The organism is Psychrobacter sp. PP-21 (assembly GCF_033790785.1).
Lineage (GTDB): Bacteria > Pseudomonadota > Gammaproteobacteria > Pseudomonadales > Moraxellaceae > Psychrobacter.
The window spans coordinates 71,820-85,441 of record NZ_JAMYEB010000009.1; the positions used below are offsets into that span (position 1 = coordinate 71,820).

Annotated in this window: 7 protein-coding genes; 2 read left to right on the plus strand and 5 right to left on the minus strand. The window is 44.9% G+C overall.

Going from position 1 to position 13,622, the window contains the following annotated elements; genetic code table 11:
* Positions 1–56: 56 nt before the first annotated feature.
* The 5 genes from cobA to NJD71_RS08980 form a co-directional block, all read right to left on the minus strand.
* Positions 57–989 (minus strand): uroporphyrinogen-III C-methyltransferase, encoded by a 933-nt coding sequence (cobA, locus tag NJD71_RS08960; RefSeq protein ID WP_319051624.1) that lies wholly within the window; start codon positions 987–989, stop codon positions 57–59.
* A gap of 137 nt (positions 990–1,126) precedes the next feature.
* The gene (locus tag NJD71_RS08965) at positions 1,127–4,363 is read right to left on the minus strand and encodes a nitrate reductase (RefSeq protein WP_319051625.1); all 3,237 of its coding nucleotides are present in this window, start codon (positions 4,361–4,363) and stop codon (positions 1,127–1,129) included.
* A complete protein-coding gene (locus NJD71_RS08970; RefSeq protein ID WP_319051626.1) occupies positions 4,360–5,805 on the minus strand; it encodes an NAD(P)/FAD-dependent oxidoreductase in 1,446 nt (481 codons plus the stop codon). Before NJD71_RS08970 ends, NJD71_RS08965 begins: the two co-directional genes overlap by 4 nt.
* A 76-nt stretch (positions 5,806–5,881) precedes the next feature.
* A complete protein-coding gene (locus NJD71_RS08975) occupies positions 5,882–7,960 on the minus strand; it encodes a protein kinase domain-containing protein (protein ID WP_319051627.1) in 2,079 nt (692 codons plus the stop codon).
* Positions 7,961–7,963: 3 nt separating this feature from the next.
* Positions 7,964–9,466 (minus strand): NarK family nitrate/nitrite MFS transporter, encoded by a 1,503-nt coding sequence (locus NJD71_RS08980; protein ID WP_319051628.1) that lies wholly within the window; start codon positions 9,464–9,466, stop codon positions 7,964–7,966.
* A gap of 610 nt (positions 9,467–10,076) precedes the next feature.
* Here NJD71_RS08980 and nirB point away from each other — a divergent pair.
* Together nirB and nirD are read left to right on the plus strand one after the other, a co-directional pair.
* The gene (gene nirB, locus NJD71_RS08985) at positions 10,077–12,662 is read left to right on the plus strand and encodes a nitrite reductase large subunit NirB (protein ID WP_319051629.1); all 2,586 of its coding nucleotides are present in this window, start codon (positions 10,077–10,079) and stop codon (positions 12,660–12,662) included.
* Between the two features lie 90 nt (positions 12,663–12,752).
* Positions 12,753–13,103 carry a nitrite reductase small subunit NirD gene (gene nirD / locus NJD71_RS08990; protein WP_201559461.1) on the plus strand — a complete coding sequence of 117 codons (351 nt, stop codon included), beginning with the start codon at positions 12,753–12,755 and terminating at the stop codon, positions 13,101–13,103.
* Positions 13,104–13,622 lie beyond the last annotated feature (519 nt).

Below are 13,622 nucleotides of genomic sequence, written 5' to 3' on the forward strand. Positions count from 1 at the left end.
GACATACTATAAAAGTGCTAAGCACTATTATCGCTTGGCACTAGTATGCTTCTATCCTACGTGACAACCTCCAAATTACTGACTAAATCATGACTGCTAACAACGTTTTGAACGTCAATAAAGGTACTTTTGCCTAACGCACCAAGGTTGTAGTTTGCAAACTCATGATATAAATTAACCACATCACCCATAATCAATAGCGCAGGTGTTGGCAGTTTTGCCTCAGCTTGCTGCTCCGCGATATTACCAAGCGTACCGATAAGAAGCTGCTGCGTTGGCAAACTGGCATGACTAATCACAGCAAAAGGTGTATTACTGTCGCGCCCTGCGGCAATTAGCCCTTGGGTCATCTCATCTAGTCGATTCAACCCCATATAAAAGACAACGGTTTGCGTACTGTCCAAAAGTTCATCATAGTCATTATTAGGTGCACCTGATTTTTTGCATGCTGTTACAAACTTCACGGCTTGTGCATGATCACGGTGTGTCAATGGAATACCTGCTCTGCTTGCAGCCGCACTAGCAGCAGTGATACCAGGAATAGATTCAAAATGAATACCATGACGCACCACTTCTTGCAGCTCTTCACCACCTCGTCCAAAAATAAAGGGGTCGCCCCCTTTGAGCCTAACGACCGTTTTACCCGCTAACGCATATTTGACCAGTAGCTCATTGATACCTTCTTGTGGTAGCGCGTGATTGGCACGGCGCTTACCGACGAATATCTTCTCTGCCGTCAGCGCACACATATCTAAAATATCCTCTGAAACCAAACTATCATAGAGCACGACATCTGCTTTTTGCATTACTCGTAATGCTTTTAACGTGAGTAGCTCAGGATCGCCAGAACCTGCACCAACCAAATGTACCGTGCCCGTTTTCACACTTTTTTCTATACCTAATGGCTCATCGCTCACTCTAATATGACAATTTATATTGGGTAAATTCTGTGAAGTTAATGCGGCAATGAAGGTAGATGAATCAGTCATGGTAATAACTCCTAATAACACTGTTAATAACGCGCAACTCTGCACCTAACAATGGCATACCTAAGAAAAGAAGAGCATATAAAATACGGTGCAAGCCCTATGCCATATTAACGATCAAACTTTGCAACAAACACTACTTAAGACGCATACCTATCGATCAAGGCATTAATTTGACTCACACATGAACCGCAGTTAGTCCCTGCTCGGCATGCCTTTCCAACCGCATGGGCACTCATACACTGCTGCTTGGTAATCGTCTCGATAATAATATTCTCTCCAACTGCCATACATGAACATACTAATGCACCTGGATCAACATACCCTGTCGCTGGACGACCTGCTAGCAACCACTTATAGCGTTGATTTTCTGGTATCGCATCAGTACTGGCGAAGCAATTGTTAAGCCAATGAATACTGGGTAGCTGCGCCACCTGCGGTGCAAAACAAACGCTTAGTAGTAGCTGATCGCTTGGTATGTCAGACTTTGACGTACTAATCGATGCCCGATCTATCGCTTTATTATTTGCTTCTACCTGCGTCGAGACGAAGCGAAGTTGCTTTGCTTGCTTGCTGCAAGTAAAGGCACTATTGATCGATTTATCGGTGAGAGATGCTTGATAGGCATTGATAAAATTTTGCCAGTACTCAGGGTCAAGCAGTTTACTGACGACTTTGTCTATAGGACTGGCTAAAGTAATCAAGACGCTATTGGTTTGACGACTTAAACTCCATGTCAATGCGGGTAATGAGTTTGATCTTTCAGAAGTTGTATTTGTATCAGAAGAAGATATCAGCACTCCTTGATCCTCAGACTCTTTCTCAAAATCCAATAAAGTCTCACGCAGATGCACTATCATGGTGTCTTGTAGATCAGGATGCACCAAAATCTTGCCATAAGTTTTCATCGGTACAGGCATTACGCTGATTGCAGAATTTTTTAATTCAGGCTGTCCTGAATGCGGATCAACGACCGTTGGGATCAGCGTACCTACGCGAGCAAAACGAGCAAAGGCGTTGCTCCAATGCATCGGCATAAAGGCATCGCCTACGCTCATACTGTCGCTGATGCCAACCTGTGCGAGCACCTGACTGTCTGTAGTTGTATTGCTGGCAACCATGCGCTGCGGCTGGCTATGTATTGATAAGTTTTTCTCATAGTTTTTCTCATAGTTTTTCTCATAGTTTTTCTCATAGTTTTTCTCATAGCTTTTCTCATAGCAGGGACGTAGCTGTACATAATCGCCTTGGTCAACACCGAGCTGCTTGGCATCATTTGGATGTACGGTGAGTGTTGGTACAGACTCGTGTTGGTTGAGCTGCGGTGCAAGTCCTGTGCGCGTCATCGTATGCCATTGATCGCGAAGCCTACCTGTAATCAGCCGTAGGTCTAATGAGTCATTCTGATGAAACGTATGACTGCCGTTATTTTTTTTACTATGAGCGCTTTTCAAGCTCAATCGTTGCGTATGCCTATTGGGTATACTGGCGTGACTGGGAGGCGTAATGGCAATAAATTTCGTTTTGCTAGGTGTAATACGTGCGCCGCCCCACTGAAACGGTGTCATGACATCATATGCGTCGTGACTGAAAGAGAATACGTTTTTATTTTGCTGCTTAAGATGGTTTGGGCTTTCCTCTATCGATGCTATCGCCCCTACTACCATTGGCGAAAGATCTTTTGCTAAATTAAGATGGCGCGGTTGATTGCTCGCTGATATATCTTGGCTGGCATCATTTCTATAAGCAGTTAGGGCGATATGCTCATTAAATATATCCCTAGGATGCTGATAATCAAACCCTGTCAAACCCATGCGTTTAGCGACTTGCGATAGTATCCACCAGTCAGGCTTTGCTTGTCCGAGTGCAGGCATTAACGCCCGCTGGCGCGAGATGCGGCGCTCCGAATTGGTCACTGTGCCTGATTTCTCCCCCCAACCCTGTGCAGGCAAAACAATATCTGCACACTTAACCGTATCGCTGTCGACGGAGCAGTCAGATACTATCACCAAATCACAGGTAGCCAATGCGCGGCGAAACTTATCAGCCTCAGGCAAGCTGACGACAGGATTGGTCGCCATAATCCAGATGGCTTTGATACGGCCATCTAGTATGGCATCAGCAGCATCGCAAGCTTTTACCCCAACTTCTGCGGCAAGCGGTTGCGGCGCTTGCCAAAAATCAGCCACCAAATGACGATGCTGCTCGTTGTCTAGGTCTAGATGCGCGGCAAGCAGGTTAGCTAATGCACCGACTTCGCGCCCGCCCATCGCATTTGGCTGACCGGTGAGTGAAAACGGACTTGCACCTACTCGGCCCACTCGCCCAGTATACAAGTGAGTATTGATAATGGCATTGACCTTGTCGGTACCACTTGCAGATTGGTTGACACCCATGCTAAATGCCGTGACGGTTTTATCATTTGCAGCGACCAGCGCATAAAACTCCTGTACCAGATCCGCACTGATACCACATGCCGTCGCCACTTTATCAATCGTCCATATTTTTGCGGCCTCTAAGGCGGGCGTGACATCCTGACACTGCTTAAGATAGTCTTTATCACCACAGCCTTCTTGCTCAAGATAATGCAGCAGTCCGTTATATAAGTGCGTATCCGTGCCAACAGTGATGGGCACGTGCAAATCGGCAAATTCACAAGAATCAGTACGACGCGGATCAATCACGATCAGTTTTTTATTAGGATCACGCTTTTTGGCGGCTAAAAACCGTCCGAATAAGATAGGATGACACCACGCCATATTGGAGCCCACCAATACCAATAAATCACAAGACTCTAAATCTTCATAATTACTAGGCACTAAGTCTGCACCAAAAGCACGCTTATGCCCTGCAACTGCTGAGGACATACAAAGACGCGAATTGGAATCGATATTATTATTACCAATGAAGCCTTTAATAAACTTATTGGCAACGTAGTAATCCTCTGTAAGCAGCTGCCCTGACACATAAAACATTACGCTGTCACGCCCGTGTGTCGCGATAGTGTTATTCAAACGACTGGCAATATCATCCAATACTACCTCCCACTCGACAGGCTGCTTATCTGTTGGTTGTCCTTTTGCAATTGATCGCTGTTTGTCTTGATAATAAGGCTGAGTCAACCTGCGCTCAGTGCCCAATGTTTGTGCCAATGCACTGCCTTTTGAGCAGAGTTTACCGAAGTTTGCTGGATGCTCAGGATCGCCTGTCACGCTGACTACACCTGCCTCATCGATGTTTGCTAGTACGCCGCAGCCTACGCCGCAGTAAGGACAAGTGGTACGAATCGGACTGACCAAATCCTCAGTGTAAATCGTAATACGAGAGGACGGTACAACATTGAGGTCTTGCTCATCATTTGAGATGGTGCTGCTCATGAGGCCTCTCCTATTAGGTGTGCGTCACTTGGCGCGGCAGATTCGGGCTCAGCTGCTTCTATTTTCTCTACATCGCAATAGGCTTCGCCAAAGATAAGGTCTTCTTTTATCGAGGATATGTCACTGCCATCAGTGATCAGCTGACTATAAAACCCGCTTTCACTCACATCACCGTATAGTACCGTGCCAATAAGTTTGCTTTCTTTAATGTAGAGACAAAGATAATGATCGAGGCTCGTTTGCTGATAAACCACGCGCTCTATCTGTGCCATTTCACTATCATCAAAAGCAATCTGACCTGCTGAAAAAGCGGCGATGCCAGATACTTTTAATTTTAAAGATAAAGGCTTGCTGATAAAGGGACGCCAGTGGTTTTTAGATTTATTTAGTTGTGAGTTACTATTGGCTGTCTTGCGACTTGAGATGCGTGGCGTTTTTAAGACAGACACCAAAGTATCGACCTGTTGATTGACAGGAGCCACCATCCCGAATAGCTCCCCGTCCAGCTCGACACATTCACCGATCGCATAGACATGAGGACAGCTCGTATGCATAAAGTTATCTACAAGGATACCTCGGTTAACCTCAAGACCGCTTTGCTGGGCCAGTGTCGTATTGGGGATGACACCAACGGCCATGACAATAAAGTCTGCTGGCAGTGTGCGACCATCCTTTAATAACAGACCATTAACCTCGTGTTGATCATTGACCGTAATACATTCTGTGTTGGCTAACACCTCCAGCTTGACACTTCGACTGAAGAGCTCTGCTTGTAGCAGATGAGCGGCGGGCATATCAAGCTGTCGGTTGAGAACATGACTATCGACATGAACCACTGTCATATCTGCCCCTTGAGACGCCAAAGCACAAGCGGCTTCCAGACCCAGCACCCCGCCACCAATGACAAGACCCTTTTTTGCTTGGCGCGCGTACTCCGTCAATACCTGCACATCAGCAATCTCTCGAAATACATGAACCCCCTTAGCATCATGATTGGCAAAAGGGATGACGCGAGCTTGCGAGCCAGTAGCCAGCACCAGCTCGGTATAATCTAGGACTTGTCCATCACTCAATTCAATACACTGTTGCTTGGTTTCGATTGCATCTACCGACGTGCCAGCCAATACCGTGATACCCAATTGCTCATATTCTGCTAGCTCGTATAAATATGTCTCTTCAAAAACCGACTCTCCTGAAAGTACTGGTGACAGCATGATACGGTTGTAGCCCACTTGCGGTTCTTTGCTAATCAGCGTGATGGGTAAATGAGCTGCGCCTTTTTCTTGGCTGCTTTGCTGCTGGGCACGTGCCAGCTCAATGGCAAAACGACTGCCTGCCATCCCAGCGCCTATAATAACGATGCCCGCAGTAGTCTGACGTCTAGAAGAAGAAGCATTGGTAGAGAAAGCAGTATGGGTTGGTTCTGGTGAATCAAGTGACATAGGAAAATCATTCCTTAGCCGCAACACGCAGCGTTGAATAAAATGGCTTGTCGTACTATTTACGTTTAACAAGGTTTTATGAAAAATAAATCAGCAACGATATGATAATGACAAATTGAATAAAGCAAATGCTGTGCCAAACCAATAAGGGATGACGTATGATCAGCGGTTCAGGGTCTCTGGTATCGTTACTATTATCAGGATTAAAGTCTTGTAAGAACTCGCCAATCGCTTGATACCTTGCCTGCGTACTAGAGTGTAGTGCACGCATCAACGCTTGCTGGCTGGTAGCGGGCACTCGGTTTTGACGCAGGCGCTCGGCAGGTACGATCAGTGAGGCGGATGGGTTCATCAACTCTTGCGAGCTAAATGGCAGCTCACCTGTAAGTAACTCATAACCAATCACGGCAATGGAAAACAAATCAGAATGCACGCCTTTTGGGGCATCGGTGTAGTATTCTGGTGCAGCGTAGTGCAAATCACCATTAGGAGGACGCGTACTGTCTTTTAGTATGGAGGAGCTAGCAGAGCCAAAGTCGATTAACTTGACCGCACCTGATTGAGTTAATAATATATTTTCAGGCTTGATATCTTGATGCAGTAGATAGTTCCGATGCATCACACGGACCGCCATACCGATCTTAGTAAGTAAATCGTAAGTTTGCCAAATATCACAAGGGGCTTGACGATCCATAAATACTCGTAGGCTCTCCCCTTCGATATATTCCGTTAAATGATATAAATAAGTGCTACTGGCAGGTACTGGGTAGTAGCGCAAAAGCCCCGATGCATTAGACGCATTAAAGGTCGCACTCAGTTTTTTAGAGACATCACTGGTTAAAAGCGGATCATGGGAGGATACGCTATTGGGGTTCACTTGATTGTAAGCGGGCTCACCAATACGTTTGTGCTTGGACAGGCTCAAACCGATTTTGCGTTCCTTTAAAAACTCACGTAGATAATGCCCATCAGCAATGACGTTGAGACTTGGCGACTTCAAAACAAATGCATGCTGGTCATCATCCTCTACTAAATACACCTCACTGCGAGCTGTGCGCGCGATGATTTTTTTGACCACAAAACTATCAATCTGTGCCCCTACTGCCAAGCCCGTTGGTAAGCGATAGTGATTGATATCCTGAGCGTGACTACTCTCGCTATCCACACTTTGATCAAGCGCAATGCCGTTGTCGGTTTCTCTGTGCGTTTTGCTCTTTGTGATTACATCGTTCATACCCAGCATGATCACACTGAGATTATCGTAACTGCCCTCGCTAAAGGCGTGCTCACATAAGCGCTGGCTCATCTGAAGATGGTCAATGATTTGATTGGGACATCCCACTGATTGATGCATGGCCTGTACCGCAGCACACAGCTCAAACTGTAACTCTGCTGGCGCGATAGACTCATAAACCCCATCAGTCATGAGCGCCAAACACTCGTTTTGATGCAAGGTAAACACCGACTGTTGCAGCTCAACTCGGGTATCAGCACCGATAGCAGCAGACAGTGCTCCTTTATCCCGTCCGTGGTGGATATGATGGTCTTTGGTCAATAGCACCATACTGTCGATACCGATACGATAGATACGAGAATCGCCCGTATGAAACAGATGAATACGGTCGCCTATGCATAGCAATCCTGATAAAGTCGATAATAAAGCTGGCAGGCGCTCATACGTTTGCGGGAAATAAAGCGCATCATTGGCTTGGTGCACCGCCTCCTTAATCACGATGGCAACTTGATCGTCATCAAAACGGTGTAGTGGATTTGGCGATTGCTCTTGAGATTCGTTTGATATCTCATTTGCTTGCACCCTATCTGTCTGTACCATCTCTGCAAGTTTTGAGGTGATATGGTGTGTCACCGTGTTTATCACTGACTGACTGGCTTGTTTGGGAAACTGGCAAGCACTGACCCCATCAGCCATTAGAACCAATAAAGGCGCTGTAAAAGAGGGATGATCGCCACTATGCGCTGACGATGATAACGATGGGAACCCATAAGGCAAGCAGGTCGTTATGAGTAGGCTATCTTGGTTCTCAGCTTTGCGCCCTGCCATCGTACAAAAATCAGGCAGCCACAATGCAACGTCCGCATTATGACTGCTTACTTGATTTGTTTGTTTAGGCGCTTGTTTGACGCTCTCATGCATAATTTAGCTCACTTGTATTTGAGCAAAGCTGCCATCTGGCATCTCTTCAATAATAACGCCTTCAGGCTCTTTTAATAAAAACAGCGCCAAGAAGCCAACCACAGCCGTTGCAGCAATTACAAAGAAGAATGCCTGATACGATACCAGACTCAGTACAGTTAGATAGACCACTGACCCGACGTTACCGTAAGCACCCGTCATTCCTGCAAACTGACCTGTCATACTACGTTTAATCAAAGGAATCACAGCAAACACTGCTCCCTCACCCGCCTGTACAAAGAAAGAGCAGAACATGGTAATCAACAGCGCAAGTGCGATCGGCCATGAAGAGTCAACGACACCCATCAACAGATAACCAATAGCCAAACCTGCGGTAAGAATCAACAGCGTGATTTTACGGCCGAATTTATCACTCAACCAGCCGCCGCCAGGACGCGACATCAGATTCATAAAGGCGTAGCTTGATGCCAAGACACCTGCCATGACAATCGATAAGTTAAAAGTCTCTTGATAAAAAAGCGGCAACATAGACACCACGGCCAACTCTGAGCCAAAAGTCGCAAAGTATAAAATATTCAAAATACCGACTTGCTTAAAGTCATATCGGTGAGCTTTTGGCACAGGCGTGGTGAATACTTCTTTATTAAAACGATAACTACTGATAAATTCATAAACATATAACACCACCAACGCAATATAGACAATGTTGACACTTGCCTGATTCAGCAAACTCACACCAGCTGGTGATAATTTCCACGCCAATAAGGCCAATGCCAAATACATCGGCAGTTTAAATACCATCATGAGCCAGAAGTCACCTGATGAAGTCACCATCATGGCACCCGATTTTTTAGGTTTGAAATATGTGGCACCCTTAGGGGTATCACGTACCATCTTATAAAAAATCACACTATAGAGCATCATAACCAACCCTGAAGTAGCCGTTGCATAACGCCAACCTTCCTCACCGCCGAAAATGGCAGCGGCCGCAATAGCGACTGTCGGTAGTAGCAGTGCCGCGGCGGCAGAGCCGAAATTTCCCCAGCCCCCATAGATACCTTCAGCTGTACCCAGCTCATTGGCAGGAAACCAGTCACTCATGAGACGAATACCGACCACAAACCCTGCACCAACGAAACCTAACAAAAAGCGTGATAGCGCTAGCGTATTGTAATCTTGCGCAAAAGCGAAGGTGAAACAGGGAATAGCGCCAATGGCTAAAATTGCAGTGTAAACAAGCCGCGGACCAAAGCGATCGGTCAACATACCGATGATGACTCGGGCTGGAATAGTCAAGGCAACATTTAATATCAATAAGGTTTTTACCTGGTCTTTGGTGAGGTTCAAGCTCTCCCCTATCGCAGATAAGAATGGTGCGTGGTTAAACCACACAAAAAAGGTGAAAAAAAACGCCATCCACCCAAGATGGAGAATTTTGTTTTTACCGCTAAAAGAAAAGATATTCAGCTTGTTTTTATTTGGCACATCAGGTTTCGATGAAGGCATAGACGATTTCCTCAAATGGCTAACATTAAAGTTATAAAAACACGTTATGAGTCAGAAACTTATCAGTTGCGACCATTAAGAGAGTGCAATGGATGTGCCAGCTGCAAATATAAAATTGACATAGATATAAAGCATCATCTTTTTTAATAGGGCTACGCTTTGTACCAGATGGCTCTAAAGGCATCCCAATTAAATAATATTGCTTAGATAAAACTAAATTACCTCTCGATTAAGTAAAGTAAGCGATGCACCTTTAAAGTAACAATCAAAACCAAATTGGTGCATTTTTGTCACTATTTTGGTGCATAGGATGTAAATGACAACTATTAAAAAGATCATATTAAGCAATTACTTACAACAGAAAATAGCATCACCAAAAGTACTGGCATGACCTTATAAACTGGTAAGGCTACATATTTTTTAACTATATAAGGGTTCGATAATTGAATGTCATTAATTGTGTTTGGCACGATTATTGAGGGCTTAATAGTTATAGGCATCTAAGTATTAACGACTATCTATCATTGAACCATCTAAAAATTAACTTGCGACTTTTGGATGGGACATTAGATGAAAGTATTTAAGCAAACCCATTACTGAGGATAGGCATATGAGTAGCACTATAGTAAGTACGATGAATAAAGCTAAATTAGTGGTGATTGGTAACGGCATGGTGGGACATCACTTTATCGAGCGAGCCATAGAGCAAGGCTTACACGATCAGTTTGAGATTCACGTATTTGCTGAAGAGGATCGCCCAGCTTATGACCGGGTGTATCTATCGAGCTATTTTGAACATAAAGATGTGAGTAAACTAAACTTAGTGGACTTGAGCAGGTATGAGGATGCTCAGATTCAGTTGCATCTTAATCAGCGAATCACAAACATCGATGCCGCCAATCAATGTATCAGCACGGAAGACGGTACCCAGATAGACTATGCTGAATTGGTACTAGCAACAGGCTCCTATCCGTTTGTGCCGCCAATTCCAGGGCGCGAGCATCGGCACTGTCATGTCTATCGTACGATTAAAGATTTGGATGATATTCTTAGTACTGCTGAGCAGCAAAAAGTTAAAAAAGGTGTCGTGGTCGGTGGTGGTCTGCTGGGTCTTGAAGCCGCCAAAGCCCTAGTCACACTAGGACTAGAGACTTACGTAGTCGAGTTTGCGCCTCAGCTGATGGGCGTACAGCTTGATGCTGCTGGCGGTGATATTTTAAAGCGTAAAATTGAAGCCCTTGGCGTCAAAGTACTAACAGGTAAAAATACTAAGACCATTATCGACAATACCCTGTCGGATGAAGCATCGTGTCACTTAACCATGCAGTTCGCTGATGATACGTCGCTCGATACCGACATGATCGTCTTTAGTGCGGGTATTCGTCCGCAAGATGGCATTATCAAAAGCAACCCTGAATGCGGTATTGAAATCGGCACCCGTGGCGGTATTTTGATTGATGAAGCCTGCCGTACCAGTGCCCCGAATGTATATGCCATTGGAGAATGCGCCGTATGGGACAACACCGTTTTTGGCTTGGTCGCACCAGGTTATAGCATGGCTAGTATTTGCGCTGCTCAAATCGCAGGCGATCACGCTCAGACCTTTACAGGCGCTGACATGAGCACCAAGCTCAAACTGATGGGCGTCGATGTGGGCAGTATCGGTGATGCGCACGGTGCAACAGAGAACAGTTTGAGCTATTTATACCAAAACCCTGCTGAGGGTATCTATAAAAAACTGGTAACCACAGCAGACAATAAGCGGCTATTGGGCGCTGTATTGGTAGGCGACACTGAGGATTACAACAATCTCTTGCAGCTATTTCTAAACGATATTGACCTGCCTGCCCATCCTGAAAGCCTGATCCTACCCAACGTAGAAAAACCCACCATGGGTATCGAGAACCTGCCCGATAGCGCCACGATTTGCTCTTGTTACAACGTCACCAAAGGTGCTATTTGTGCCGCCGTTGAAGACGGTGCTTATACCATGGCAGAGGTGAAATCATGTACCAGTGCTGGTACCGGCTGTGGCGGCTGCGCACCTATGGTAAAAGACACATTGGGCTATCAACTAACCGCGCTTGGTTTTGAAGTCAATAATGATCTGTGTGAGCATTTTGCTTACTCACGTCAGGAGTTGTATAGCTTGATTCGAGTACAAGGCATTAAGACATTTGATGCGCTATTAGATGAGCACGGTAGTGGTCATGGCTGCGAGATTTGCAAACCAACCGTCGCCTCTATTTTGGCGTCTTGTTGGAATGATTATGTACTCAAGCCCGAACTCACGCCACTGCAAGACAGCAACGATTACTATCTAGGCAATATTCAAAAAGATGGGACTTATTCGGTCGTGCCACGCGTGCCTGGCGGTGAAATCACTGCAGATAAACTCATCATCCTCGGACAAGTCGCCAAAGAGTTCAATCTATATACCAAAATCACTGGCGGTCAGCGCGTCGACTTATTTGGCGCACGTTTAGACCAACTGCCCGATATCTGGACCCAACTGGTCGATGCTGGATTTGAGACGGGCCATGCTTATGGTAAATCTCTGCGTACAGTGAAATCTTGTGTGGGCAACAACTGGTGTCGCTACGGTGTCGATGACAGCGTGGGCTTAGCACTTAGACTAGAAGACCGCTACAAAGGAGTACGCTCACCACACAAAATAAAAATGGGCGTATCTGGATGTACCCGTGAGTGCGCTGAAGCGCAAAGCAAAGATTTTGGGATTATTGCCACTGAAAACGGCTGGAATCTCTTTGTCTGTGGTAATGGTGGCATGACCCCACGTCATGGCGAGCTATTCGCAACGGATCTTGATACGGATACAGTTGTCAAATATATCGACCGTATTATCATGTTTTATATCAAGACCGCAGATAAGCTTCAGCGTACATCCAAATGGCGCGAGAGCCTTGAAGGTGGACTTGAGTATCTACAGGCAGTCATTATTGAGGACAGTTTAGGTATCGCTGAGGAGCTAGAGTCACAGATGCAATTACTCATCGACAACTATGTTTGTGAATGGAAAGCCACCATTACTGATAGCGAAAAACTCAAACGTTTCCGCCATTTTGTGAATAGTGAGCAAGGCGATGACAATGTGGTATTCGTCACTGAGCGAGAGCAGATTCGCCCTGCAACCGATATCGAAAAGACGCAAATCAAAGTGACCGAATTGGCGTAATCTTAACGTGTCAGCGTCTATTAATATTAGACGCTAAAAAGCATTTTTTGTTGTTGGTCTCATTTATATTTTACTATTAAGGATCTTCTGATGACTCAGCTCACTGTATGCAAAATCAATGATATTATTCCCGAGACAGGTGTCTGTGCGCTCGTAAACGGCAAACAAGTGGCTATTTTTTGCACCAAGCAAACACAGTTATTTGCGCTTGATAATTATGATCCGTTCAGTCAAGCCAACGTCTTGTCTAGAGGTCTGATTGGCGGCACCACTATTACCAACGAGGATGGCTCTGATGAAAATGTGCTATATGTCGCCTCACCTATTTATAAGCAACGCTTTAATCTTGCCACAGGTCAATGTTTAGATGACAAAAGCATTAGACTCGACACGTATAAAGTAGAGCTTGAGGGTAGCGATGTCATCGTAAAATATAACTAGGTATTTGTGTGTCTAGCACATACTACCTTCTAGACTATTAAAGCAGCCTTTGATTTTAAGAGTCGAAGGCCGTTTTATTCTTCATCAAACCTTTTGTCATCCCCTAATAAATTAATGAGATTGATGTCTGCTAGTAAGTTATCGATATTAAACAAGATTAGAAAAGCTATTTGTGATTATTTATAAATCAACACTAAAATGACAATGCACATTTATCACACAGGAATAAGGCATCTTGCTTTATTTTCTACAATCAATAACTGCATAGTAGATGTATAGCAAAGTCTAAGCGCTTTTATCCTCTTGAACAATCAGCTTGGACTCTATGTTGATCCCTTGTACATACAAAGAAGACCTTCTAAATGTAACCCTCTTATAAAGTTAAGACTTCCTTATCGTATCGAATATTTTAGACCTTCATAATGGAACCACTCATATTATGTCACTGAATGGGTTGTCTCTATTACCGCTTATTTGTATACTTTATTGCTGCCATAGCAGACTTGAACAATATAGTTT

Coding starts and splice junctions, on each gene's coding strand:
- cobA (WP_319051624.1), bottom strand. CDS start 989: ATGACTGATTCATCTACCTTCATTGCCGCATTAACTTCACAGAATTTA.
- NJD71_RS08965 (WP_319051625.1), bottom strand. CDS start 4,363: ATGAGCAGCACCATCTCAAATGATGAGCAAGACCTCAATGTTGTACCG.
- NJD71_RS08970 (WP_319051626.1), bottom strand. CDS start 5,805: ATGTCACTTGATTCACCAGAACCAACCCATACTGCTTTCTCTACCAAT.
- NJD71_RS08975 (WP_319051627.1), bottom strand. CDS start 7,960: ATGCATGAGAGCGTCAAACAAGCGCCTAAACAAACAAATCAAGTAAGC.
- NJD71_RS08980 (WP_319051628.1), bottom strand. CDS start 9,466: ATGCCTTCATCGAAACCTGATGTGCCAAATAAAAACAAGCTGAATATC.
- nirB (WP_319051629.1), top strand. CDS start 10,077: ATGAGTAGCACTATAGTAAGTACGATGAATAAAGCTAAATTAGTGGTG.
- nirD (WP_201559461.1), top strand. CDS start 12,753: ATGACTCAGCTCACTGTATGCAAAATCAATGATATTATTCCCGAGACA.